The organism is Streptomyces natalensis ATCC 27448, from assembly GCF_000935125.1.
Classification (GTDB): Bacteria; Actinomycetota; Actinomycetes; order Streptomycetales; family Streptomycetaceae; genus Streptomyces; species Streptomyces natalensis.
Genome location: NZ_JRKI01000002.1, coordinates 13780 through 37621 on the forward strand (window position 1 = coordinate 13780; position 23842 = coordinate 37621).

Consider the following 23842-nt stretch of genomic DNA (forward strand, 5'->3'; position numbering starts at 1 on the left):
GCGCCGTGTGTGGCATGGCCTGCGGGGAAAAGGCGCGGCGGTTGTCGGTGGGTGGGGGCATACTCGACGGCATGACCACGCTCAAGTCCAAGCTTCAGGACGACCTCACCACCGCGATCAAGGCGCGCGACGAGCTGCGCTCCTCCACCCTCCGCCTCACGCTGACCGCGATCCAGAAGGAGGAGGTCGCGGGCACCGAGGCGCGCGAGCTGTCCGACGGCGAGGTCGAGAAGATCATCGCGCGGGAGGCGAAGAAGCGCCGGGAGGCCGCGGACGCCTTCGAGAAGGGCGGCCGCAGCGAGTCGGCGGAGCGGGAGCGGGCCGAGGGCGAGCTGCTCGCGGACTATCTGCCCAAGCAGCTGACCGACGACGAGCTGGAGCAGCTGGTCGCGGAGGCCGTGGCGGAAGCCAAGGGCGCGGGCGCCGAGGGGCCGAAGGCGATGGGCGCCGTGATGAAGATCGTCAACCCGAAGGTGGCGGGGCGCGCCGACGGCGGCCGGGTGGCCGCGACGGTGAAGAAGCTGCTGGCGGGCTGAGGCGGCTGGCGGCCGCCGGGCGCGGCCGGGCGCGGCCGGGCGCGGCTCTGGTCGGTTTCGTGGCCCGTGGCTCCGTAGCCCGGGCAGCCCGCTCCCGCCGGTGACGTGGCTCACACGGCTTTGCCCGTGCGGCCCAGCCCACACGCCCCCGTCCACGCCCGAACGCGAAGATAAACGGACGCACGAAGGCGGACGGGCGAAGGCCGATGCGCGAAGGCCGACGCGCACGGCGGACGCACGAAAAGGGGCGCCCTCTCAGAGGGCGCCCCTTCCCCGTTCCGCCACACACGTCGCTGCCGACCGACCGGCCGCCGTGAGCCGGCCAGCTGCCCTGTGCCGGCCAACGGCTCTGGCCCGACCAGCCGCCCTGTGCCAGCCAACCGCTCTGGCCCGACCAACCGCCCTGGACCGGCCAACCGCCCCGGGCCGGTCACCCGCCATTGCTCAGTCACCCGCCCTGGCCTGGCCACCCCCCCCGCGCCCCGGCCAAAGGCCCCGCCCCGGCCAAAGGCCCCGCCCCGGCCAAAGGCCCCGCCCCGACCAACCGCCCCAGGCCGTCCCGCACCCCAGCGCAGCCAACTACCCACTCACCAGCCCCCGTTGCCGCCCCCCAGAACATCCGGGAAGCCCGGGATGTGCCAGCCGCCGCCCGGCTTGTTGTCGCCGTCGTGGTTTCCGCCCGGGCGGTGCTTGCCGCCCTTGTTCTGGCCGCCGTCGCCGTTGTTCCGGCCCTTGCCCGGGTCGTCGATCGGAACGGTGGACAGGGCCGGGGCGGGGCGGCCCGCCAGCGCGCCGGTCATGGCGTCGCGCCAGATGGGGCCGGGGGTGTCGGCGCCGTAGACCTTGTCGTGGTACACGCCGCCGATGGTGATGTTGTACATCTTGCGCTGGTGCAGGGGGTCGCCGACCCAGACCGCCCCGGCCGCATTCGGGGTGTAGCCCACGAACCAGGCGGCGTAGCGGCTGTCGCTGGTGCCCGTCTTGCCGGCGCTGTCGCGGCCCTTGAGGCCCGCCTTCTTGCCGGTGCCGTCCTGGACGACGCCGCGCAGGAGCGTGTTGATGGTGCCCGAGGTCTTCTTGGACATCGCACTGTGGCAGCTGCTCTGCGGGACCTGCATCTGCCGGCCGCGTGCGTCGGTGATCGACTCGATGGCGACCGGCGAGCAGTACTCGCCGCCGTTGGCGAAGGCGGCGTAACCGGCTGCCATGGTCAGCGGCGACATTTCCTGCACGCCCAGCGTCATCGACGGAACTTGCTGCAAGGGCTTGCCGTCCGCCCGTTCGATGCCCATCTTCTGCGCCATCTTGACCGCGGGGCAGATGCCGATGTCGGAGATCAGCTGCACGAAGTAGGTGTTGACCGATTTGGCGGTCGCCTCCTTCATCCCGTACGGGCCGACCTCGGACCGGTTCTCGTTCTGGGTGGCGTCCGTGCCCTGCCATTCGCCGTTGCAGGTCTGCACCGGGCTCGGGTACTGCATCCGGTACGGCGAGGAGTACTTCTGGTACGGGCTGGTGCCCTGCTCCAGCGCGGCGGCCGCGACCACCGGCTTGAAGGTCGACCCGGGCTGGTAGCCGGCGCCGCCGCCCATGTCGTGGTCCACCGAGAGGTTGATCTGGGTCTGGTGCGGGCCGAAGCCGTACGGGCGGGACTGGCCCATGCCGAGGATCTTGCCGGTACCCGGCTCGACGATGGTGGCGGCGCTGGCGACCTGGTCGTCCTCGCGGACGTGGTCGCCGACCGACTTCTGGATCGCCTTCTGCGTCTGCGGATCGAGGGTGGTGTGAATGGTCATCCCACCCTGGTTCCACCGCTTGGAACGGTCGTTGCGGGTCTTTCCGAAAGCCTTGTCATTGAGAAAGACCTTGCGGATGTAGTCGCAAAAGAAGCCCGCGCCGTCCACGGCGGTGATGCAGCCGTTCTGCGGGCGGCTGACCTCCAGCCGGATCGGGCGCTGCGCGGCCGCATGGGCCTGGGCCTGGGTGATGTCCTTCATATCGGCCATCCGCTGGAGCACGGTGTTACGCCGCCGCTTCGCCTCCTGCGGGTCGTTGACCGGGTCGTAGCGGCTCGGCGACTGGACGATGCCGGCCAGCAGGGCCGACTCCTCCAGGTTCAGGTCCTTGGCGGGCTTGCTGAAGTAGCGCTGGGCGGCGGCCTCGATGCCGTACGCCTGCTGGCCGAAGAACGTGATGTTGAGGTAGTTCTGCAAGATCTTGCGCTTGCCGAGCTCTTTTTCCAGCTGGATTGCGTACTTGAGCTCCTTGACCTTGCGGCCGAGCGTCTGCTGGGTGGCCTGCGCGACCTTGTCGGGGTCGTCGCCCGCCTCCTCGATGAAGACGTTCTTCACATACTGCTGCGTCAGCGTGGACGCGCCCTGCGCGACGCCGCCCGACTGGGCGTTCTTGTTGAGCGCGCGCAGGATGCCCTTCAGGTCGATGGCGCCGTGCTGGTAGAAGCGCGCGTCCTCGATCGCGACGATCGCCTGCTGCATATACGGCGAGACGTGCTTGAGGTTCACCACCGTGCGGTCGCGGGAGTAGACCTTGGCGATCTCGCCGCCGTCGGCGTCCAGGATGGTGGTCCGCTGGCTGAGCGGGGGCGTCTTGAGGTTGGCCGGGATGTCGTCGAAGCCCTCGACGGAGCCCTTGGCGGTCAGGCCCAGCGCACCGGCGGCGGGCAGCGCGATGCCGGCGAGTACGGCTCCGGCCAGGACGCTGACACCGAGGAACTTGGCGGCCATCTGGGTCCTGGACAGACCCCCGCCCTCGCGCTTCTTAGCCATGCGGACAAGCCTACGTTCTGAATCGCCGGACAGGGGTGCACCTGTTCGCTTAGCCTGTTCTCACCTGTCACAGCGGGATCGTTCGCCTCGGTTCGTCAACCCCCTCTCCCTGTACGACGCCCGTCCCCCTTGCCCGCTTGTGCCGCCGGAAGTCCCATGTGTCCGCGGTGAATTGTCCGGACTTGGGGGGAAAGTGACGTATGTCGTCCGGTCACTCCGTTGGGTGATCTGCCGCGTACGCATAGTCCGTTCGGGCCATTCAAGATTGGGCCCGAAGGGGGTGTTGCGCCCTGCCTGCCTTCCGTAACGTCCTCAACTGGCAACGGTGAATATGCCGCTTGCCGCCGTGGGGGAGCCTCGATTTCGGGAGAGGACGGCGCCAGCATGAGCTGGGTAACCGACTGGAGCGCACAGGCAGCCTGCCGGACGACAGATCCGGATGAATTGTTCGTGCAAGGGGCAGCGCAAAACCGCGCCAAGGCGGTGTGCACCGGTTGTCCGGTGCGCACGGAGTGCCTGGCCGACGCCCTGGACAACCGGGTGGAGTTCGGTGTGTGGGGCGGTATGACGGAGCGGGAGCGGAGGGCGCTGCTGCGCCGCCGGCCGACCGTGACGTCATGGCGCCGACTGCTGGAGACGGCGCGCACGGAATATGAGCGCAGCACGGGCATTTTGCCGGTGGACTGCGAGGACGAGACCTTCGAGGAGTACGCCGCGGTGGGATAGACGCGGTCGGGCGGTCGTGGCTGGGCCGTCACGGACGTTCGGTATGCGTGGGTGGTGGGCGCCGGCTCTGCGGCGCCGTTGATCGCCCTTGTTGATCACTGTCGTTGATCGCGTCGTCGTTCAGCGGCCGTTGTCGTTCGGCCTTCGCTGTGAGGCCGGTGCCGTACGGCCGTCGATGGTCAGCGGTCGGCTTCGGCGCGGCTCAGGGCAAGGCGGTCGCCGATTGCGCGCAGGCCCGCGAGGTCGTGGACGTCACCGGGCAGCGCGGCGACCTCGGTCACCGGGACCTCGGGATGCAGCGCGGTGAAGCGATCGCGGGTGCGCCGTTCGCGGGCGAGGACCTGCATGCGCTCCGCATGCAGTCGTAGCAGCCTGGCGGCGAGGTGTGCCGCTGAGGCCGAGGTGGGTGGCTCCTGCTCCGCCGTGGCAGCGGGGGAGAGGCTGCCGGCGGTTCCTGGGTCAGCCTTCCCGTTGTGATGATCGACAATGCCGGCCGGTTCAAGATTTTCGGCGCAGTCCTCCTCCGCGGCGCGCTCCGTGAGCGCCTCGGCGGCCGCCAGCGCGCGCTCTGCGCTCAGTTGGGCAGCGCCGCTGCCGTGCACGCGGTTCAGCACGAGGCCGGCCAGCGGCATCTGCTCGGCGGCCAGCCGCTCGACGAAGTACGCCGCCTCGCGCAGCGCGTCCCGCTCCGGCGCCGCCACCACCAGGAACGCCGTACCGGGTGCCTGGAGCAGCCGGTACGTGGCGTCCGCGCGGGTGCGGAAGCCGCCGAACATGGTGTCCATCGCGGCCACGAAGGTCTGGACGTCCCGCAGGAGCTGACCGCCCATCAGCTTGCTGAGGGTGCCCGTCATCATGGACATGCCGACGTTGAGGAATTTCATCCCGGCCCGGCCGCCGACCTTCGCCGGGGCCATCAGCACCCGGATGAACTTGCCGTCCAGGAAGGAGCCCAGGCGCTTGGGCGCATCCAGGAAGTCCAGCGCGGAGCGGCTCGGCGGGGTGTCGACGATGATCAGGTCCCATGCGTCGCCGGCGCGGAGCTGGCCGAGCTTCTCCATGGCCATGTACTCCTGCGTGCCCGCGAAACCGGCCGACAGGGACTGGTAGAAGGGGTTCTCCAGGATGGCGCGCGCCCGCTCGGCGTCCGCATGGCCCTCGACGATCTCGTCGAAGGTGCGCTTCATGTCCAGCATCATCGCGTGCAGTTCGCCGCCGGCCGTCTCGTCGACGCCCTTGACCCGGCGCGGGACGTTGTCGAGCTCCGAGATGCCCATCGACTGCGCCAGCCGCCGGGCCGGGTCGATGGTCAGCACGACGGCCTTGCGGCCCCGCTCGGCGGCGCGCACGCCCAGCGCCGCGGCGGTCGTGGTCTTGCCGACGCCGCCCGAGCCGCAGCACACCACGATGCGGGTGCGCGGGTCGTCCAGCAGCGCGTCGACCTCGAGCCATGGGGCCGAGGCGTCCAGGGTCGTGTCGTCCGCGGTCATATGGGTCCCTGTTTCCGCAGGTCTCTCGCCAGGCGGTAGAGCCCGGCGAGGTCCACTCCCTCCGGGAGCAGCTCCAACTCGTAGGTGGGCAGGCCGATCGCCTTCAGCTCGGCATGCTCCGTGCGCTCCAGCTCGACCCGTTCGGCATGTTCGCGGGCCTGCTCCAGGAGCGGGTCGATCAGCCGCTCGGCCAGACCGCCGCGCCGCGCACCGCCCAGGCCGGCCTGGGAGAGCGCCTTGGCGATGCCCGTACGGGCCCCGCGGGCGGCGACCTCGAGGTCGCCGTTGTCCAGCAGGGCGGGGCGGGTCATGTTGATGACGATGCCGCCCACCGGGATGCCGGCGGCGCGCAGTTCGGCGATGCCGTCGGCGGTCTCCTGGACGGGCATCTCCTCCAGGAGCGTCACCATGTGGACCGCGGTCTCGGGCGATTTGAGGACCCGCATCACGGCCTGCGCCTGATGGTGGATGGGGCCTATTTTGGCCAGGCCCGCCACCTCGTCGTTGACGTTCAGGAAGCGGGTGATGCGGCCGGTGGGCGGGGCGTCCATCACCACCGCGTCGTAGAGGAACCTGCCGGTCTTGTCCTTGCGGCGGACCGCTTCGCACGCCTTGCCGGTCAGCAGGACGTCGCGCAGACCCGGGGCGATGGTCGTGGCGAAGTCGATCGCACCGAGCTTCTTCAGCGCCCGGCCCGCGCCGCCCAGTTTGTAGAACATCTGGAGGTAGTCCAGGAGGGCGCGCTCGGCGTCGATGGCCAGGGCATGGACCTCCCCGCCCGCCCGTCGCCCGCCACCTTCCGATGCCGGTCCCACCGCGATCTTGCGCTCCTCGTACGGAAGCGCCTCGGTCTCAAACAGCTGGGCGATGCCCTGCCGGCCCTCGACCTCGACCAGGAGGGTGCGGCGCCCCTCGGTGGCCAGGGCGAGCGCGAGGGCGGCGGCGACCGTGGTCTTGCCGGTGCCGCCCTTGCCGCTGACGACATGGAGCCTGCTCACGCCAAGGAGCCTAACCAGTCCGCGTGGCCGCCACGCACGGGATACGCCCGGGATGCCCCGGAGATCGGGAGAAGAAATCTCCGGGACATCTCAGGGACACGCCGGGAACCGGCTCCGGCCGCCGGGCGTGGACGGCGTCCGCCGCAGCCCCGCGCACGTATTACGCTCGGCCCATGACCAAGTGGGAATACGCGACCGTGCCGCTGCTCGTGCACGCGACGAAGCAGATTCTGGACACCTGGGGCGAGGACGGCTGGGAGCTGGTCCAGGTCGTGCCGGGCCCGAACAACCCCGAGCAGCTGGTGGCCTACCTGAAGCGGGAGAAGCAGGCATGAGCGCCGTCGAGGACAAGATCGCGGAGCTGGGCCTGAAGCTGCCGGAGGTCGTGCCGCCGCTGGCCGCGTACCAGCCCGCCGTGCGCTCCGGCGCGTACGTCTTCACCTCCGGCCAGCTGCCCATGGTGGACGGATCGCTGCCGGCCACCGGCAAGGTGGGCGCCGAGGTGAGCCCGGAGCAGGCCAAGGAGCTCGCCGCGACCTGCGCCCTGAACGCGCTGGCCGCCGTGAAGTCGGTGACCGGCGACCTGGACAAGATCCAGCGCGTCGTGAAGGTCGTCGGTTTCGTCGCCTCCGCACCGGACTTCACCGGGCAGCCGGGCGTCATCAACGGCGCCAGCGAGCTGCTGGGCGAGATCCTGGGCGACAAGGGCGTGCACGCGCGTTCCGCGGTGGGCGTGGCGGTGCTGCCGATCGACGCCCCCGTAGAGGTCGAGATCCAGGTGGAAATCGCCGAATAACCGCCGGTGGCGGCCGGAAGGCCCAAAGGGCCCTCGAACATCAGCGCGCGAGCGCATAGCATCCGGCCATGTCGTCGACGACCAACGGCCAGTGGTACCCGCCGGAGTGGCCGGACCGTATCCGGGCGCTCGCGAGCGGCCGGCTGACCCCCGCCACACCCCGGCGGGCCGCGACCGTCCTGCTGCTGCGGGACTCCCACAACGGCGGACTCGCCGTCCATATGCTGCGCAGACGCGCCTCCATGGCCTTCGCCGGAGGCGCGTACGCGTATCCGGGCGGCTCCGTCGATCCGCGCGATGAGCGCCCGGTGGCCTGGGCCGGGCCGTCGCGCGCCCAATGGGCGGTGCGGATGGGCGTCGAGCCGGCCGGCGCGCAGGCCATCGTCTGCGCCGCCGTACGCGAGACCTTCGAGGAGACCGGGGTGCTGCTCGCCGGCCCGTCGGCCGACACGGTCGTCGCGGACACCACCGGCGAGGACTGGGAGGCCGACCGCGCCGCCCTGGTGGCCCATGAGCTGTCCTTCGCCGACTTCCTGGAGCGCCGCGGCCTGGTCCTGCGCTCCGATCTGCTCGGCGCCTGGGCGCACTGGATCACCCCGGAGTTCGAGCCGCGGCGCTACGACACCTGGTTCTTCGTCGCCGCGCTCCCCGAAGGCCAGCGCACGCTCCCTCAAGGGCCGCAGACAAGCTCCGCCGCCTCCACCGAGGCGGACCTCGCGCTGTGGACCCGCCCGGAGGAGGCCGCGGCCGGCTACGACCGCGGCGAGCTGCTCATGATGCCGCCGACCATCGCCACGCTGCGCTCGCTCCAGCCGTACGGGACCGTCGCGGACGCGCTGGCCGGGGCCCAGGCCCAGGACCTGACACCGGTGCTGGCCCGCGCGCACCTGGTGGACGGCCGGATCGAGCTGAGCTGGCCGGGGCACGACGAGTTCACCAAGCACATCGCCACCGACGACGACCCGGGGGACGGCGGCACCGACGGCCCCTCCGGCACCACGAGTTCCCCGGGAGGGACCCCCGCATGACCGAAGCAGCCGCCCTCCCGGGCCGGCCCCGTGGCGGAGCGCTCTCGGGGCAGGCCACGGCGCGCGCCCACTGTGTGCTGGCGCCGAACCCGTCGCCGATGACCCTGGACGGCACCAACACCTGGATCGTCGCCGAACCGGACTCCGATCGCGCGGTCGTCATCGATCCCGGGCCGCTCGACGAGACCCACCTCCAGGCCGTGATCGAGACCGCCGAACGGGCCGGCAAACGCATCGCGCTCACCCTGCTGACCCACGGTCACCACGACCACGCCGAAGGCGCCGGCCGGTTCGCTGAGCTGACCGGGTCGGCCGTAAGGGCGCTGGACCCGGCGCTGCGGCTCGGCGGCGAGGGGCTGGGAGCCGGCGATGTCATCACCACCGGGGGCCTGGAGCTGCGCGTGGTGCCCACACCGGGGCACACCTCGGACTCGCTCTCCTTCCATCTCCCGGCCGATGCCGCGGTCCTGACCGGCGACACCGTCCTGGGGCGCGGCACCACCATGGTCGCGCATCCCGACGGACGGCTGGGCGACTATCTGGACTCGCTGCGCCGGCTGCGCTCGCTCACGGTGGACGACGGCGTGACGACCGTCCTGCCGGGCCACGGGCCGGTGCTCAATGACGCCCAGGGGGCGATGGAGTTCTATCTGGCGCACCGGGCGCACCGGCTCGCCCAGGTGGAGACCGCGGTCGAGGCCGGCCATCGCAGTCCCGCCGAGGTCGTCGCGAGCGTCTACGCCGATGTCGACCGGTCGCTGTGGCCGGCCGCGGAGCTGTCCGTACGGGCGCAGCTGGACTATCTGGGCGAGCACGGGCTGATCGAGGACTGAACGGGGCCCGGCGGGCGGTCAGACGCCGTCAGATGGGTGGGAGGCCCCGTCACCGGTCCTGTGGGCGAGGGGTCTTGGCCCCGTGGACGGCGAGGTATTCGCCTCGCCGGCCGGTCAGGAGGCGAGGCCGTCGAGCAGCTCGTCCAGCTGCTCGGGATGGGGCGGCGGGCGGCCCGCGAGGGAAAAACGGCGAAGGGCCCCGCCGGAGCGGGGCCCTTCCAGGCCGTCTGAAGGCGGTGCGTCAGCGCGAACGCTTGGCCAGCCGCTCGACGTCCAGGAGGATCACGGCGCGGGCCTCCAGGCGGAGCCAGCCGCGGCCGGCGAAGTCGGCGAGGGCCTTGTTGACCGTCTCCCGGGAGGCGCCGACCAGCTGGGCGAGCTCCTCCTGGGTGAGGTCGTGCACGACGTGGATGCCCTCTTCGGACTGCACGCCGAAGCGGCGGGACAGGTCCAGCAGGGCGCGGGCCACGCGGCCCGGCACGTCGGAGAAGACCAGATCGGACATCTGGTCGTTGGTCTTGCGCAAGCGGCGGGCGACCGCGCGCAGCAGGGCCGTGGCGACCTCGGGGCGCGCGTTGAGCCAGGGCTGAAGGTCCCCGTGGCCCAGGCCGAGCAGCTTGACCTCGGTGAGCGCGGAGGCCGTGGCCGTACGCGGGCCCGGGTCGAACAGCGAGAGCTCGCCGATCAGCTCGCCGGGGCCCAGGACGGCGAGCATGTTCTCGCGGCCGTCCGGGGAAGTGCGGTGCAGCTTCACCTTGCCCTCGGTGACCACGTAGAGGCGGTCGCCGGGGTCCCCTTCGTGGAACAGGGCGTCGCCGCGGGCGAGCGTGACCTCTCCCATTGAGGCGCGCAGCTCGGCCGCCTGCTCGTCATCGAGCGCCGCGAAGAGCGGTGCGCGCCGCAGAACGTCGTCCACGAGATCTCTCCTTGTCGACATGCTCCGGGGGACTGTGGTCCCCATCATGCCGGAATGCAAAACAGTGCGATCAATCACAAGTTTGCCGGACCGGTGCCGCGCGCCATAAGGCAGGGGGCCGATTGGGGTCACGAATCACAGTGGCCGGGGCGGATGTCAGTGGGTGGCCTTAGTCTGGCCGAGTGTCCAATACGCCGGTGAGAGCACGGGACTGGGGGGCTGAGTGAGTGAGCGCCGTGGGCGATTCCGCTGTGGGCGAACACCCGTCCATCAATGCGTCGAATACGGATAAAAGTAGCAAATCCCTCTCCAGGGTGACGTCCAGCCGGAAGGCTGGGACCCAAGGCTCCGGCGCGTCGCGGCCCACAGCCAGGGAGACGACCCCGGTAGGCAAGACCTCGGCAGGGAAGAAGGCCGCCGTGAAGGAAACCCCGCCCGCGAAGACGACGGCGACGGCCAAGGCGCCGGCCGCCAAGAAGGCCGTGGCGAAGAAGGCGGTGGCGAAGAAGACGGCTCCCGCCAAGACGTCCGCCGCCAAGACGTCCGCCGCCAAGACGTCCGCCCCGGCCAAGACCGCCCCCGCCCGTAAGCCCGAGTCGCGGACCGCCATGGTGCGCCGGGCGCGGAGGATCAACCGGGAGCTGGCCGAGCTGTATCCGTACGCCCACCCGGAGCTGGACTTCACCAACCCCTTCGAACTGCTGGTCGCCACGGTGCTGTCCGCCCAGACCACCGACCTGCGGGTCAACCAGACCACCCCGCGCCTGTTCGCCGTCTGCCCGACGCCCGAGGACATGGCCGCGATGCCCCCGGAGGAGCTGGAGGAGCTGATCCGGCCGACGGGCTTCTTCCGGGCCAAGACGAAGTCGCTGCTGGGGCTGTCCGCGGCGCTGCGCGACCGCTTCGACGGCAAGGTGCCCGGCCGCCTGGAGGACCTCGTCACGCTCCCCGGTGTCGGCCGCAAGACCGCCAATGTGGTGCTGGGCAACGCCTTCGGCGTCCCGGGGATCACGGTCGACACGCACTTCGGCCGCCTGGCGCGCCGCTTCGGCTGGACGACCGCCGAGGACGCCGAGAAGGTCGAGGCGGAGGTCGCCGCGATCTTCCCCAAGAGCGACTGGACGATGCTCTCGCACCGCGTCGTCTTCCACGGCCGCCGCGTGTGCCACTCCCGTAAGCCCGCCTGCGGCGCCTGCGCCATCGCCCCGCTGTGCCCCGCGTACGGCGAGGGCGAGACGGACCCGGACAAGGCGAAGAAGCTGCTGAAGTACGAGCTGGGCGGCCAGCCGGGGCAGCGTCTGAAGCCGCCGCCCGGCTATCCGGGGCAGCCGGCGCCCCCGCTGGCGGCCCCATGACCACAGCCGCGGCGACCACCGGGTGACGCCACCCACCACACGGCGACCCCGATTGGGGGACCGACCACAGATGCCAGGGCCTGAGGGGGCGCGTATGACGAGAGCACGGGAGCAGTACGGCGAGGAGAGCGCGGCCCGCGCCGCCACGGTGTACGGCCGGGAGATCACCGTCACGGACGACGGCCTGCCCGAGTGGCTGGCACCGCTGTCCCGGGCCGCCGCGACGATAGAGCCGCGGCAGCTCAGCCGCTTCCTGCCGCCCGAGAGCGGTGGCCGGCAGTCGGCGGTGCTGATCCTCTTCGGCGAGGGCCCCCGCGGCCCCGAGCTGCTCCTGATGGAACGCGCCGGCACCCTGCGCTCCCACGCCGGCCAGCCCTCCTTCCCCGGTGGCGCCCTCGACCCCGAGGACGGCGATCCGGACGGGTCCGGCCCGGTACGGGCGGCGCTGCGCGAGGCCCAGGAGGAGACCGGCCTCGATCCCTCGGGCGTCCAGGTCTTCGGCGTGCTGCCGCGGCTCTACATCCCGGTCAGCGGCTTCGTCGTCACACCGGTGCTGGGCTGGTGGCGCGAGCCGAGCCCGGTGCGTGCCGTGGACGAGGCGGAGACCGCCCGGGTCTTCACGGTCCCCGTGGCGGATCTCACGGATCCCGCACATCGGGTCACCACCCGCCACCCCAGTGGCCACGTCGGTCCGGCCTTCCTCGTCGAGAATGCCCTGGTCTGGGGATTTACGGCCGGTGCCATCGACCGGATCCTGCACTTCGCGGGCTGGGAGATTCCGTGGGACCGTGACAAGCAGGTCCCGCTCGACTGGCGCTCGTGAGACGGTGTCCGGCGTGAACGTCCTGGACATCCTTCTGCTGGTCGCCGCCGTGTGGTTCGCGATCGTCGGCTATCGGCAAGGCTTTGTCGTCGGCATCCTGTCCGTGATCGGCTTCCTCGGAGGCGGTCTGATCGCGGTCTATCTGCTGCCGGTGATCTGGAACGAGATCACCGGGGATGCGACGCCCGGCACCTTCGCCGCCATCGCGGCGGTCGCCATCGTGATCGTGTGTGCCTCGGTGGGCCAGGCGCTCACCACCCATCTGGGCAACAAACTCCGCCGGTACATCACCTGGTCACCGGCGCGGGCGCTGGACGCGACCGGTGGCGCGCTGGTCAACGTCATGGCGATGCTGCTGGTCGCCTGGCTGATCGGTTCCGCCCTGGCCGGCACGTCCCTGCCGACGCTCGGCAAGGAGGTGCGTAGCTCCAAGGTGCTGCTCGGGGTGTCCCGGGTGCTGCCCCAGCAGGCCAACAGCTGGTTCGCGGACTTCTCCTCCGCGCTCGCGCAGAACGGCTTCCCGCAGGTCTTCACGCCGTTCTCCAACGAACCGATCACCTCCGTGCCCGCGCCCGATCCCCGGCTGACGGGCGGCCCGGTGGCGCAGGACGCCAAGCGCAGCATCGTCAAGATCGTCGGTACGGCGCCCAGCTGCGGCAAGGTCCTCGAAGGCAGCGGTTTCGTCTTCGGCAGGCACCGCGTGATGACCAATGCGCATGTCGTCGGCGGCGTCACCCGCCCGACCGTCCAGGTGGGCGGCGAGGGCCGGCAGTACGACGCCAGGGTCGTGCTCTACGACTGGCGGCGCGATATCGCCGTCCTGGACGTGCCCTCGCTGGACGCACCGACGCTGAGGTTCTCCGGCCAGGACGCGAGCAGCGGCAAGAGCGCCATCGTCGCCGGCTTCCCGGAGAACGGCGGCTATGACGTCCGCGCGGCCCGTATCCGCGGCCGCATCCAGGCCAACGGCCCCGACATCTACCACCGCGGCACGGTCGCCAGGGACGTCTACTCCCTCTACGCCACCGTGCGGCAGGGCAACTCCGGCGGCCCGCTGCTCACCCCCAAGGGTGATGTCTACGGCGTCGTCTTCGCCAAGTCGCTGGACGACTCCCACACCGGCTACGCACTGACCGCCGACGAGATCCACGAGGACATCACCAAGGGGCGCACGGCGGTGCGGGAGGTCAGCAGCCAGGGCTGCGCGATCTGAGGCGGGCGGCGCGGGGACGGACGTTCCCGCGCCGGGCGCGCGCCGGGGCTTGGGGGGCTCAGCCGCGGGGATGGCGCAGGCGCGCACTCATCCAGCGCGCTCTGCGGCGCAGGATGCGCGGGATGCCCATCGGGTGGGCGGGTGCGGGGGAGCCGTCGGATCCGAGATCCGGGGTCTCCCTCTCGCGAGTGCCCACGGCAGCGGCACTGCTGCGGCGGTTGCGTGCCACGTCACGGTAGTCGTGCGTCCAGCCCATACCCACGACACTGCCCGTGCCCCAAGGTCCGTAACCGCCCCGGGAGCCGCCAATTGGCCTATGCGCCGGGCAATTGGCCGTTCGTCATACGAACGTTCGACGTGCCCACGAACGCTCGCGCGCCCACTCTCCGCTCAGCCGCGTACGCCGTCCGCTCAGCGGTCCGTACGGGCGCGTGTGCGCCGGTGCTCAGCGGTCGGGTTCGGGGTCCTTGAGCCAGTTGATCAGTTCCGTGGAGAAGGCGACCGGGTCCTCCTCATGGGGGAAGTGCCCCAGTCCGTCGAAGAGCCGCCAGCGGTAGGGGGCCTCCACGTACTGGCCGGAGCCGGCGGCGCTGCGGGTGCGCATGACCGGATCGAGCGAGCCGTGCAGGTGCAGGGTGGGGACGCGGACCGGCATCTTCATGCGGCGGTTGAACTGGATGCCGTCGGGGCGGGCCAGCGAGCGCACCATCCAGCGGTACGGCTCGATCGAGCAGTGCGCCGTCGAGGGGATGCTCATCGCCCGCCGGTAGACCTCGACGGCGTCGTCCTCGGGCAGCCGGGGCCCGGACCAGTCGCGGATCATCCGGCCCACCAGCGCCGCATCGTCCGCGGTCAGGCGCCGCTCGGGCAGCCAGGGGCGCTGGAAGTTCCAGATGTGCGAGCTGCGGGCGCTCTGCCGTACGTCGGCGACCATGGCCGAGCGCCAGCGCCGCGGATGGGGCATCGAGGACACCGCGAGCCGGCGCACCAGCTTGGGCCGCATCACCGCCGCGGTCCAGGCCAGATAGCCGCCCAGATCGTGCCCGACCAGCGCGGCGTCCGGCTCGCCCAGGGACCGGACGACGCCGGTGATGTCGAGGGCGAGGTTCGCCGGGTCGTAGCCGCGCGGGGTGCGGTCGCTGCCGCCGACGCCGCGCAGATCCATGGCGACCGCCCGGAAGCCGGCCTCGGCGAGCGCGGGCAGCTGGTGGCGCCAGGTCCACCAGAACTGCGGGAAGCCGTGCAGCAGCAGCACCAGGGGGCCGTCGCCCATCTCGGCGATGTGGAAACGGGCGCCGTTGGCCGCGACGTCCCGGTGCGTCACCTCGTGGTCACCGGGGACGCCCAGGCGTACGACCGAGGCGGTGCTGTCAGGGACTGTCATACCGATGAGCGTGTCACAGACTCCAGGACCGGGTGGTCCTCCGCCGCGACGCGCGGGTGCGGCTTGGCCTTCTGCAGTACGGCCGCGGTCTCCTTGGCGGAGTTGATCGACTTCTCCGGCTTCTTGATCTTCTTGATCTTGGCCAGCGCGATCAGGACCAGCAGCGCGGCCACGACGAGGAAGGCGCCGCCCACGATCAGAAAGGACCAGGCGAGCCCCAGGCCGAGGTTGTGGATGCCGTAGGCCGCCGCGAAGCTGAGCACCGGCAGCGCGAACAGCGCCAGCGCGCCGGCCACCACGAACGCGGCGCCGCCGATGCCGGCCCGCTTGGCGTCCTGCCGCAGCTCCGCCTTGGCCAGCGCGATCTCGTCGTGGACCAGTGCGGACATCTCGGCGGTGGCCGTGGCCACCAACTGCCCGAGGCTGCGGTCCGTGCTGCCGTCGGCTGCGCTCATCGCCGTCTCCCTCTTCTTTTCGCCCGGATGGCAAATCGCCCGGATGGCAAAGCCTCTCAGATCATGCCGGACCATCGTCCTCGGCGTGGCGCCCGGCGGCCACTTCGGCGAGACGGCGGTGTTCGGCGGCCTTGGCCTCGTGGATCGCGGCCATCCGCAGGTGGTATTCGGGCTTGTCGCGCTCGTAGATGTCGGGGATGCCGTCCTGGTCCTCGTCGCGCTCCTCGTCCGCGCACAGCGTGCGGTACTTGTCGTTGCGCAGTTTGAGGAGGACGGCTGCGCAGACGGCGGCGAGCAGCGAGCCGATCAGCACGGCGGCCTTGATCTCGGCGGCCAGCGCGGGGTCACCGGCGAAGGCCAGTTCGCCGATGAGCAGCGAGACGGTGAAGCCGATGCCGGCCAGGGTGGCGACGGCGAACACATCCGGCCACTTCAGGTCGGGGTTGAGCTCGGCCTTGGTGAAGCGGGCGGTGGCCCAGGTGCCGCCGAACACACCCAGTGCCTTGCCGACCACCAGGCCGAGGACGACGCCGAGCGTCTCGGGGCGGGTGAAGACCTCGTGGACCGCCTCGCCCGAGACGGACACTCCCGCCGAGAAGAGGGCGAACAGCGGTACCGCGAGGCCGGCCGAGAGCGGGCGGACCAGATGCTCGATGTGCTCGCCCGGGGAGCGGTCCTCGCTGTCGCGGCGCCGGCAGCGCAGCATCAGGCCCATGGCCACGCCCGCGATGGTGGCGTGCACCCCGCTGTTCTCCATCAGGGCCCAGATGACCAGGGCCAGCGGGACGTAGACGTACCAGCCGCGGACGCCCTTGCGGAGCAGCAGATAGAAGATCAGCAGGCCGACGACGGCGCAGCCGAGCGCCAGGAAGTTGATCTGCGAGGTGAAGAAGACCGCGATGATCAGTATCGCGAAGAGGTCGTCGACGACGGCGAGGGTGAGCAGGAACGCGCGCAGCGAGGCGGGCAGGGAGGTGCCGATGACGGCGAGGACGGCGAGTGCGAAGGCGATGTCGGTGGCGGTGGGGACCGCCCAGCCCTGGAGCGAGCCGCCGCCGATGCCGTTGACGACGGCGTAGACGGCCGCGGGCATGGCCATACCGCAGATCGCGGCGATCACCGGGAGGGCGGCGGCCTTGGGGTCGCGCAGTTCACCGGCGACCAGCTCGCGTTTGAGCTCGATGCCGGCGACGAAGAAGAACAGCGCGAGCAGGCCGTTGGCGGCCCAGTGCTGGACGGACAGGTCCAGGCCCAGCGCGGCCGGACCGAAGTGGAAGTCGCGGACTGCCGCATAGCTGCCGCCGAGGGTGTTTGCCCAGATCAGGGCCACAACGGCGGCGGCGAGAAGGAGCACGCCGCCGACGGTCTCGGTGCGCAGCGCGTCCGCGACGAAGTTCCGCTCGGGCAGCGAGAGCCGCCCGAGGAACGGGGGACGACGGATCTTCGAGGGCGCGCTCATGCGCCGACCTCGCTACGCTCGGTCCGCCGGCATGCGCGCGGCGCGGACCTCTTGATTGTTCGCTTGCTTCGCGCGCTCACGGGTGACCTCCGGTCAGTTCGGCAGCTGTCGACGGCTGTTGACGTTGCCGACCAGACTTCCCGGCGCACCCTGAAATTCTTTGCGTGTTGTTAACGCGCTTCCCACTGTACCGGGCGAGTGCGAACGGTGATCCATGGGCCTCCACTTTACGGGCATACCGGACGTTCGGCCGTCGGAGTGCGTACGGCGCCGGGCCGGCCCCGAGGGCCGTAGGGCGGAAGGGCGCCGGAAGACGACGAGGGGCGCCGGGCCGTATCGGCCCGGCGCCCCTGGTGAGCGGTCGCTCAGTCCTCGCTCGCCGCGCTCGGCAGCTTCGCCTGGATCAGGTCCATGACGGAGGAGTCGGTGAGCGTGGTGACATCACCGAGGTCGCGGTTTTCGGCCACATCGCGCAGCAGCCGCCGCATGATCTTGCCGGAGCGGGTCTTGGGCAGCTCCGCGACCGCCATGATCCGCTTGGGCTTGGCGATCGGGCCGAGCTGGTGGGCGACATGGGTGCGCAGCTCGTCGATCAGGCCCTCGTCCTCGGCCGCGCCGCCGCGCAGGATGACAAAGGCGCAGATCGCCTGGGTGGTCTGCGGGTCGGTGGCGCCGACCACCGCGGCTTCGGCCACCTTGGGGTGCGAGACCAGCGCGGACTCGACCTCGGTGGTGGAGATGTTGTGGCCGGAGACGAGCATGACGTCGTCGACCCGGCCCAGCAGCCAGATGTCGCCGTCGTCGTCCTTCTTGGCGCCGTCGCCGGCGAAGTACTTGCCCTCGAAACGCGACCAGTAGGTGTCCAGATAGCGCTGGTCGTCGCCCCAGATGGTGCGCAGCATCGACGGCCACGGCTCGGTGAGGACCAGATAGCCGCCGGAGCCGTTGGGGACCTCGCGGGCGTCGTCGTCCACCACGGTCGCCGCGATACCGGGCAGCGGCAGCTGCGCCGAGCCCGGCTTGGTCTCCGTGATGCCCGGCAGCGGGCTGAGCATCATCGCGCCGGTCTCGGTCTGCCACCAGGTGTCGACGATCGGGGTGGTGTCGGCGCCGATGTGCTTGCGGTACCACATCCACGCCTCGGGGTTGATCGGCTCGCCGACCGACCCCAGGACCCGCAGCGAGGACAGATCGAACTTCGCCGGGATGTCATCGCCCCACTTCATGCAGGCGCGGATGGCGGTCGGCGCGGTGTAGAGGATCGTCACGCCGTACTTCTGGACGATCTCCCACCAGCGGCCCTGGTGCGGGGTGTCGGGCGTGCCCTCGTAGAGCACCTGCGTCGCGCCGTTGGAGAGCGGGCCGTAGGTGATGTACGAGTGACCGGTCACCCAGCCGACGTCGGCCGTGCACCAGAAGACGTCGGTCTCCGGCTTGAGGTCGAAGACGGCGTGGTGGGTGTACGACACCTGGGTGAGGTAGCCGCCGGTGGTGTGCAGGATGCCCTTGGGCTTACCCGTCGTCCCGGAGGTGTAGAGGATGAACAGCGGGTGCTCGGCGTCGAACGCCTCTGGCGTGTGCGTCTCGCTCTGCCGCTCGACGATCTCGTGCCACCACACGTCCCGGCCCTCGTGCCAGCCGATGCCCTCCTGACCCGTACGGCGCACGACCAGCACGCTGCGGACGTTCTGGGCGCCGGGCCTGGTCAGGGCCTCGTCCACGGCGGGCTTGAGGGCGGAGGGCTTGCCGCGGCGGTAGCCGCCGTCGGCGGTGATCACCACGCGGGCGTCGGCGTCCTCGATACGGGTGGCCAGCGCGTCCGCGGAGAAACCGCCGAAGACCACCGAATGCGGGGCGCCCAGACGGGCGCAGGCCAGCATGGCGACGACCGTCTCCGGGATCATCGGCATGTAGATCGCGACCCGGTCGCCGGTCTGCACGCCCAGCTCGATCAGGGCGTTGGCGGCCTTGGAGACCTCGCGCTGGAGGTCGGCGTAGGTGAGCGCGCGGGTGTCGCCGCCCTCGCCCTCGAAGCGGATGGCGACCCGGTCACCCAGGCCGTTCTCGACATGCCGGTCCACGCAGTTGTAGGCGACGTTGAGCTTGCCGTCGGCGAACCACCTGGCGAAGGGCGGGTTGGACCAGTCGAGTGTTTCGGTGGGCTCCACCGCCCAGTTGAGGCGTTTGGCCTGCTCGGCCCAGAAGCCCAGCCGGTCCGCCGCGGCCTTCTCGTACGCGGCAGCCGTGACGTTGGCATGCGCGGCCAGATCGGCGGGCGGCGCAAACCGCCGCTCCTCCTTGAGCAGGTTGGCCAGGCTTTCGTTGCTCACGACTTCTCCCATTCCCCGGGCGTGCGATATGTCCCATGCCATAGCTCATCAGCCCGTGCCCGGCCGTGACAAGGGCTGTGGACAATTATTGGTGTAGACCTGTCAAGCCCCGGTGGTGCGCGGGGCCGTTCGACGGCCCCGCGCAGGTCAGGCCCGGGCCGCCGCCGGCGCGCCGGACACCGCCGAGAAGCGCCCCGTGGCCTCGTCGAGCACATAGGTCTGGGCGTCGCCGACGTGGAAATACATGCCGTGCAGCGCGAGCGACCCCTCGGCCACCCTGCGGGCCACGCAGGAGTGCGCCCGCAGGTGGTCGAGCTGTTGCAGAACGTTGACGAGCGCCAGCCGCTCCTGGTCGTCGGCCACCGGGCGGTTGTCGAGGGCGATTTCGCCCCGGCCCAGCCGTCCGATGCGCCGCATCCGGGCCAGGCTCGGGCGGCCGTGGCGCAGCCACCGGGCGAGCGGGGTCGGCTCGACCTCCTCCGGGGCGGCGGAGGCCAGCAGCGCCCCCATCGCCCCGCACCCCGAATGCCCGCACACCGTGATCGAGCCGACCCGCAGCACCTCCACCGCGTACTCGATCGCCGCCGCCACCGAGTCGCAGGAGGCGTCCGAGCCGGGCGGCGGCATCAGATTGCCGACATTGCGCACGGTGAACAGATCACCCGGACCGCTGGAGGTGATCATGCTCGTGACCAGCCGGGAGTCGGCGCAGGTCAAGAACAGCTGGGTGGGCCGCTGGCCCTCGCGCGCCAGCCGGGCCAGCTCCTCGCGCACCAGCGGGGCCGTATGCCGCTGGAACGCGCTGACCCCGCCCAGCAGTTGGCTGCCGCTGCTGGCCGGGGCGGGCCGGTCTCCCGGGGCGGGCCGGGTGCAGTGGTGGTTGCGCCAGGGCGTCCACGGACGGCAGGAGTGCGCGCTGGCCGGCTCGGCGATCGGACGGCCGGAGCGCCCCCCGAGGGTGACCCAGCCGCCGTGCGCCCGATGCGCGGTGGACCAGGTCCGCAGCGCCTCGTAGGCGGCGTGGTCCATGAACGAACCGCACAGCTCGACGACGACATTGGCGTGGGCCGGGACCAGCGCCAGCGCCCGCGTCAGCCGCGGCACCGCCAGAAACGTCAACTGCCCGCTGACCCGCACCCGGTGGCAGTCCTCCTCCTCGGTCACGGCGATACGGGTGTGTGTCAGCCTCCTCAAAGCAAGAAACACCGAAACCGCGATACCGGTTGCGACGCCGTGCAGGACGCCGAGGACCACGACCGCGCCCAACGTGGCGGCGTACACCGGGAACTCGCGGTGGCGGTGCACATGGCGGATGTGCGCGAAGCTCACCATCCGTACGCCGACGACCATCACCAGCGCGGCGAGCGAGGCCAGCGGGATCAGCTCCAGCGCCCCGGCCAGCAGGCCCGCGCAGAACAGAACCCACACGCCGTGCAGCACGGTGGCGCGCCGGGTCGCCGCGCCCGCCTTCACATTCGCCGAGCCGCGCATCGCGCCCCCGGAGACGGGCATCCCGCCCAGCAGCCCGGAGACGGCGTTGGCGACGCCCTGCCCGGCCAGCTCCCGATCGAGCTGCGCCCGGCCCGTGGGGGCGCCGGGCCGCTCGGCCGCCAGGCGGTCCACGGCCAGCGCCGACAGCAGCGATTCCATGCTGGCCACCAGGGTGACGGTCAGCACCGCGGCGGCGAGGGCCGGCCAGGAGGCGTGCGGCAGCACGGGCAGCTCGGGTGCCCGCCAGGACGGCAGATCGACCCGCGGCACCGCCGTCCCCGCGCTGAGCGCCGTGGCGGCGAGAACGGCGGCCAGCGGGGCCGGGACCCGGCGCGCCCATCGCCCGCCGCGGCCCGGCAGCCGCTTCCAGCCGGCCAGGACGGCGACCGTGACGGCGCCGATCAGCAGCGCTACGGCGTGCAGGTGCTCCAACTGGCGCGGCAGCGCGGCGGCGTTGTCGAGCGCCGAGCTGTCCGGGCTGCCGCCGAGCACCACATGGAGCTGGCCGACGGCGATCGTCACCCCGATCCCGGCGAGCATGCCGTGCACGATCGCCGGGCTGATGGCCAGCGCCGCCCGGGCCACCCGCAGTGCGCCCAGGGCGAGTTGGGCGAGTCCGGCCAGCACGGTGACGGCGCAGGTGGCGCGCCAGCCGTAGCGCTGGACGAGATCGGCGGTGACCACCAGGAGGCCGGTGGCCGCGCCGGTGACCTGGAGCGGGGCGCCGCCGAGCAGACCGGCGACGATCCCGCCGACGGCCGCGGCGATCAGGCCGGCCTGCGGCGGCGCCCCGGTGGCCAGGGCGATGCCGAGCGAGAGCGGCACGGAGAGCAGAAAGACGACGACCGAGGCGGACAGATCCCGGCACAGGCCCCTGCGGGCCTTCTTGGCGCGCGGTTCGGGCACGGTCTTCGTATGGATCTCGGCGGGATGCGGGGCGCGCGGTTTGGGCGGCGGCGACTTCTCGATCTGCGGCATTCCCGTCTCCTCCGGGGCGACGCGGTCGCGCGGGGCGCGATCGTGGGCGGCGGTGTACTGCGGCGGGACGCGAGTCGGCCGGACGCCCCCTTGCTGAGGGTGAAGGTCCGGCGACTCTCAAGCATCGGTAAATGGACCGTAATGTCGCGTAAAGACAAAGAGAAGCTTTTTGGTGCAAAAGAGCCAGTTATTCCCCCTGCGGGGTGAAGGCGGGGGCTGGATGGGCCGACGGGCGGGGCTGCCGCCCGGTGGTGCCCGTCGGCAAGGGGGCGCGGATCAGGCGGGCTGCGGGGTGGCCGCCCCCTCCAGGAGGACGAAGGAGGGGTCCACCTGGGCGGCCAGATCGGCGCCGGTCTTGGCGTTGCCCCAGCTCTCGGCGTTCTTCAGGTGGAAGTGCACCATCTGGCGGGTGTAGCGCTCCCAGTCGCGGCGCTCGTACGAGGCGTCCGCCGTGCGGTGCAGCCGCTCCAGCGCGGTGCGGTTGACGCCCTCCAGCTGCGCGAACGGTGCCTGGCGGCCCTTCTCCACGGCCCGCACCCAGTCGGAGTGCCCCACGGCCACCAGCAGGTCCTCGCCCACCTCGGAGCGCAGATACTCCAGGTCGTCGGGGCTCTGCACCTTGTTGCCCACGACCTTGAGGGGGACGCCGAAGTCCCGGGCGTACTCCTTGTACTGGCGGTAGACGGCGATGCCCTTACGGGTGGGCTCGGCCACCAGGAAGGTCATGTCGAAGCGGGTGAACATGCCGGACGCGAAGGAGTCCGAACCGGCCGTCATGTCGACGACGACGTACTCCTCGCGGCCGTCCACCAGGTGATTGAGGCACAGCTCGACCGCCCCCACCTTGGAGTGGTAGCAGGCCACGCCCAGATCGGACTCGGTGAACGGGCCGGTCGCCATCAGCCGTACACAGCCGTCGTCGAGCGGCACGGTGCGCGCGCAGGCGTCGTAGACGGGGTTGTCCTCGCACACCCGCAGCAGGCGGGAGCCCTCGCCGGGCGGAGTGGTCTTGATCATGGTCTCGGCGGAGGCGATCCGCAGGTTGCCGCCGCGCAAGTAGTCCTTGATCAACGGAAGATGGGCGCCCATCGCCGGGATCGCGGCGGCCGCCTCCTCGTCCAGGCCGAGGGCCGGGCCCAGGTGCTGGTTGATATCGGCGTCCACCGCGATCACGGGAATGCGGGACGCGGCCAGATGCCGGATGAACAGGGAGGACAGGGTCGTTTTGCCGCTGCCGCCCTTGCCTACGAAAGCGATCTTCATGTTCACCAAGGTAGGCGGCGGACCGCGGCCGACGAGGGCTATACGTGAAGAAGACCACTCCTTCGAGGGGTCCGGCCCGGTGGTGCGTAGGGTCGTACCCATGGCTGCACACTCCCGGGGCCAGGCCCCCGCATCATCTCCCGCCCTGAGCGACGATCCGCTCGCCGCCCTGGCGTCGCTCCCGGGGGTCACCGAGGCCGTGGACTCCGTACGTACCGGCGTCGACCGGGTCTACGGGCACCGGATCATGCGGCGGCGCAGCAACGAGGTCAGTTCCGAGGCGGCGCTGCGCGGAGCGCGCGGTTCCGCAGCGCTGGCGGGGGCCGACTGGGAGCTTGAAGAGGTCCGGCGGCGCAGCGACTTCGGCGTGGCCGGCGAGCCGCGGACGGTCGGCGCGGCACTGCGGCTGACCGCGGAGGCCGGGCAGCTGCTGAGCGTCTGGCGGCAGTCGCCGCTGCGGGTGCTGGCGCGGCTGCATCTGGTGGCGGCCGGCCGCGACGCCGCGGACGAGACGGTGGGGCGGCCGCGGCTGGGGGCCGAGCCGGTGGACGAGCCGCTGGTCGAGCTGCCGCTGCCGGGTGCGGAGGAGGTCGCGGGGCGCCTGGACGGGCTGTCGCGGCTGCTGCTGGCCGGGAGTGAGGCGCCGGCCCTGGTGACGGCGGCGGTGGTGCACGGCGAACTGCTGGCGCTGCGGCCCTTCGGCTCGTACAACGGGCTGGTCGCGCGGGCCGCCGAGCGGGTCGTGCTGATCGGCAGCGGACTGGACCCGAAGGCCATCTGCCCGGGCGAGGTCGGGCATGCGGAACTGGGGCGCGCGGCCTACACGGCCGCCCTGGAGGGCTATGTCTCGGGCACCCCGGACGGCGTCGCGGCATGGATTGTGCACTGCGGCCGCGCGGTGGCTCTGGGGGCGCGGGAGAGCACCGCGGTCTGTGAGGCGTTGCAGCGGGGCGCGGCTTAACGGCGGGACAGCGGTTGGCTG

At 71.4% G+C, this 23842-nt stretch carries 21 protein-coding genes; 10 read left to right on the forward strand and 11 right to left on the reverse strand.

What is annotated here, in order from left to right:
- Nucleotides 1-71 precede the first annotated feature (71 nt).
- Complete coding sequence (locus SNA_RS00200; protein WP_030069504.1) at nt 72-536, forward strand: GatB/YqeY domain-containing protein; 465 nt, start codon at nt 72-74, stop codon at nt 534-536.
- A gap of 587 nt (nt 537-1123) precedes the next feature.
- Here SNA_RS00200 and SNA_RS00205 read toward each other — a convergent pair.
- Nucleotides 1124-3322, reverse strand: coding sequence for a transglycosylase domain-containing protein (locus SNA_RS00205; protein ID WP_044362421.1), 2199 nt, complete (start codon nt 3320-3322; stop codon nt 1124-1126).
- 384 nt (nt 3323-3706) lie between these two features.
- Between SNA_RS00205 and SNA_RS00210 the strand changes: the two genes are divergently transcribed.
- Nucleotides 3707-4048, forward strand: a complete 342-nt coding sequence (locus SNA_RS00210) for a WhiB family transcriptional regulator (RefSeq protein ID WP_030069499.1) — start codon at nt 3707-3709, stop codon at nt 4046-4048.
- 179 nt (nt 4049-4227) lie between these two features.
- Here the strand turns inward: SNA_RS00210 and bagB are convergent, their stop codons facing one another.
- The gene (gene bagB / locus SNA_RS00215; RefSeq protein ID WP_030069497.1) at nt 4228-5538 is read right to left on the reverse strand and encodes an ATPase BagB; all 1311 of its coding nucleotides are present in this window, start codon (nt 5536-5538) and stop codon (nt 4228-4230) included.
- Nucleotides 5535-6536, reverse strand: a complete 1002-nt coding sequence (gene bagA, locus SNA_RS00220) for an ATPase BagA (protein WP_030069495.1) — start codon at nt 6534-6536, stop codon at nt 5535-5537. Before bagA ends, bagB begins: the two co-directional genes overlap by 4 nt.
- 173 nt (nt 6537-6709) lie before the next feature.
- On the opposite strand from bagA, the gene SNA_RS40985 reads away from it, so the two are divergent.
- From SNA_RS40985 to SNA_RS00235, 4 genes are all read left to right on the forward strand, one after another.
- Entirely contained in the window at nt 6710-6871 is a 162-nt protein-coding gene (locus SNA_RS40985) for a Sp36 family protein (RefSeq protein WP_003975360.1), read from the forward strand.
- Nucleotides 6868-7332 (forward strand): RidA family protein, encoded by a 465-nt coding sequence (locus tag SNA_RS00225; RefSeq protein WP_030069493.1) that lies wholly within the window; start codon nt 6868-6870, stop codon nt 7330-7332. The genes SNA_RS40985 and SNA_RS00225 overlap by 4 nt, the downstream gene beginning before the upstream one ends.
- Before the next feature lie 68 nt (nt 7333-7400).
- Nucleotides 7401-8360, forward strand: coding sequence for an NUDIX hydrolase (locus tag SNA_RS00230; RefSeq protein WP_030069491.1), 960 nt, complete (start codon nt 7401-7403; stop codon nt 8358-8360).
- Nucleotides 8357-9193, forward strand: a complete 837-nt coding sequence (locus tag SNA_RS00235) for an MBL fold metallo-hydrolase (protein ID WP_030069489.1) — start codon at nt 8357-8359, stop codon at nt 9191-9193. The genes SNA_RS00230 and SNA_RS00235 overlap by 4 nt, the downstream gene beginning before the upstream one ends.
- A 241-nt stretch (nt 9194-9434) precedes the next feature.
- Here the strand turns inward: SNA_RS00235 and SNA_RS00240 are convergent, their stop codons facing one another.
- Nucleotides 9435-10109, reverse strand: a complete 675-nt coding sequence (locus tag SNA_RS00240) for a Crp/Fnr family transcriptional regulator (RefSeq protein WP_006604164.1) — start codon at nt 10107-10109, stop codon at nt 9435-9437.
- Nucleotides 10110-10528: 419 nt separating this feature from the next.
- Here SNA_RS00240 and nth point away from each other — a divergent pair, with 419 nt between their 5' ends.
- From nth to SNA_RS00255, 3 genes are all read left to right on the forward strand, one after another.
- The gene (gene nth / locus SNA_RS00245; protein WP_044362427.1) at nt 10529-11464 is read left to right on the forward strand and encodes an endonuclease III; all 936 of its coding nucleotides are present in this window, start codon (nt 10529-10531) and stop codon (nt 11462-11464) included.
- 94 nt (nt 11465-11558) lie between these two features.
- Nucleotides 11559-12287, forward strand: a complete 729-nt coding sequence (locus tag SNA_RS00250) for an NUDIX hydrolase (protein ID WP_044362428.1) — start codon at nt 11559-11561, stop codon at nt 12285-12287.
- 13 nt (nt 12288-12300) lie between these two features.
- Nucleotides 12301-13500: a MarP family serine protease gene (locus SNA_RS00255; protein ID WP_030069480.1), complete on the forward strand. Its 1200-nt coding sequence runs from the start codon at nt 12301-12303 to the stop codon at nt 13498-13500.
- Between the two features lie 58 nt (nt 13501-13558).
- On the opposite strand, the gene SNA_RS43550 is transcribed toward SNA_RS00255, so the two are convergent.
- From SNA_RS43550 to SNA_RS00285, 7 genes are all read right to left on the reverse strand, one after another.
- Nucleotides 13559-13756 carry a hypothetical protein gene (locus tag SNA_RS43550; protein WP_078969574.1) on the reverse strand — a complete coding sequence of 66 codons (198 nt, stop codon included), beginning with the start codon at nt 13754-13756 and terminating at the stop codon, nt 13559-13561.
- 189 nt (nt 13757-13945) lie between these two features.
- Nucleotides 13946-14884, reverse strand: coding sequence for an alpha/beta fold hydrolase (locus tag SNA_RS00260; protein WP_030069478.1), 939 nt, complete (start codon nt 14882-14884; stop codon nt 13946-13948).
- A complete protein-coding gene (locus tag SNA_RS00265) occupies nt 14881-15339 on the reverse strand; it encodes a phage holin family protein (protein WP_030069477.1) in 459 nt (152 codons plus the stop codon). The genes SNA_RS00260 and SNA_RS00265 overlap by 4 nt, the downstream gene beginning before the upstream one ends.
- A 61-nt stretch (nt 15340-15400) precedes the next feature.
- Nucleotides 15401-16798, reverse strand: a complete 1398-nt coding sequence (nhaA, locus tag SNA_RS00270) for a Na+/H+ antiporter NhaA (protein WP_044362430.1) — start codon at nt 16796-16798, stop codon at nt 15401-15403.
- A gap of 365 nt (nt 16799-17163) precedes the next feature.
- A complete protein-coding gene (gene acs, locus SNA_RS00275) occupies nt 17164-19128 on the reverse strand; it encodes an acetate--CoA ligase (RefSeq protein ID WP_044362561.1) in 1965 nt (654 codons plus the stop codon).
- A gap of 147 nt (nt 19129-19275) precedes the next feature.
- The gene (locus SNA_RS00280; RefSeq protein WP_044362432.1) at nt 19276-21597 is read right to left on the reverse strand and encodes a SulP family inorganic anion transporter; all 2322 of its coding nucleotides are present in this window, start codon (nt 21595-21597) and stop codon (nt 19276-19278) included.
- A gap of 276 nt (nt 21598-21873) precedes the next feature.
- Nucleotides 21874-22860, reverse strand: coding sequence for an ATP-binding protein (locus tag SNA_RS00285; RefSeq protein WP_030069468.1), 987 nt, complete (start codon nt 22858-22860; stop codon nt 21874-21876).
- A gap of 100 nt (nt 22861-22960) precedes the next feature.
- Between SNA_RS00285 and SNA_RS00290 the strand changes: the two genes are divergently transcribed.
- On the forward strand, nt 22961-23821 hold the full coding sequence (locus SNA_RS00290) for a Fic family protein (RefSeq protein WP_044362434.1): 861 nt from the start codon (nt 22961-22963) through the stop codon (nt 23819-23821).
- The last annotated feature ends 21 nt before the right edge of the window (nt 23822-23842 follow it).

What these genes read in the sequence shown, in the direction of transcription:
- SNA_RS00200 (WP_030069504.1), top strand. Translation starts at nt 72, where the DNA reads ATGACCACGCTCAAGTCCAAGCTTCAGGACGACCTCACCACCGCGATC.
- SNA_RS00205 (WP_044362421.1), bottom strand. Translation starts at nt 3,322, where the DNA reads ATGGCTAAGAAGCGCGAGGGCGGGGGTCTGTCCAGGACCCAGATGGCC.
- SNA_RS00210 (WP_030069499.1), top strand. Translation starts at nt 3,707, where the DNA reads ATGAGCTGGGTAACCGACTGGAGCGCACAGGCAGCCTGCCGGACGACA.
- bagB (WP_030069497.1), bottom strand. Translation starts at nt 5,538, where the DNA reads ATGACCGCGGACGACACGACCCTGGACGCCTCGGCCCCATGGCTCGAG.
- SNA_RS40985 (WP_003975360.1), top strand. Translation starts at nt 6,710, where the DNA reads ATGACCAAGTGGGAATACGCGACCGTGCCGCTGCTCGTGCACGCGACG.
- SNA_RS00225 (WP_030069493.1), top strand. Translation starts at nt 6,868, where the DNA reads ATGAGCGCCGTCGAGGACAAGATCGCGGAGCTGGGCCTGAAGCTGCCG.
- SNA_RS00230 (WP_030069491.1), top strand. Translation starts at nt 7,401, where the DNA reads ATGTCGTCGACGACCAACGGCCAGTGGTACCCGCCGGAGTGGCCGGAC.
- SNA_RS00235 (WP_030069489.1), top strand. Translation starts at nt 8,357, where the DNA reads ATGACCGAAGCAGCCGCCCTCCCGGGCCGGCCCCGTGGCGGAGCGCTC.
- SNA_RS00250 (WP_044362428.1), top strand. Translation starts at nt 11,559, where the DNA reads ATGACGAGAGCACGGGAGCAGTACGGCGAGGAGAGCGCGGCCCGCGCC.
- SNA_RS43550 (WP_078969574.1), bottom strand. Translation starts at nt 13,756, where the DNA reads ATGGGCTGGACGCACGACTACCGTGACGTGGCACGCAACCGCCGCAGC.
- SNA_RS00260 (WP_030069478.1), bottom strand. Translation starts at nt 14,884, where the DNA reads ATGACAGTCCCTGACAGCACCGCCTCGGTCGTACGCCTGGGCGTCCCC.
- SNA_RS00265 (WP_030069477.1), bottom strand. Translation starts at nt 15,339, where the DNA reads ATGAGCGCAGCCGACGGCAGCACGGACCGCAGCCTCGGGCAGTTGGTG.
- nhaA (WP_044362430.1), bottom strand. Translation starts at nt 16,798, where the DNA reads ATGAGCGCGCCCTCGAAGATCCGTCGTCCCCCGTTCCTCGGGCGGCTC.
- SNA_RS00280 (WP_044362432.1), bottom strand. Translation starts at nt 21,597, where the DNA reads ATGCCGCAGATCGAGAAGTCGCCGCCGCCCAAACCGCGCGCCCCGCAT.
- SNA_RS00285 (WP_030069468.1), bottom strand. Translation starts at nt 22,860, where the DNA reads ATGAAGATCGCTTTCGTAGGCAAGGGCGGCAGCGGCAAAACGACCCTG.
- SNA_RS00290 (WP_044362434.1), top strand. Translation starts at nt 22,961, where the DNA reads ATGGCTGCACACTCCCGGGGCCAGGCCCCCGCATCATCTCCCGCCCTG.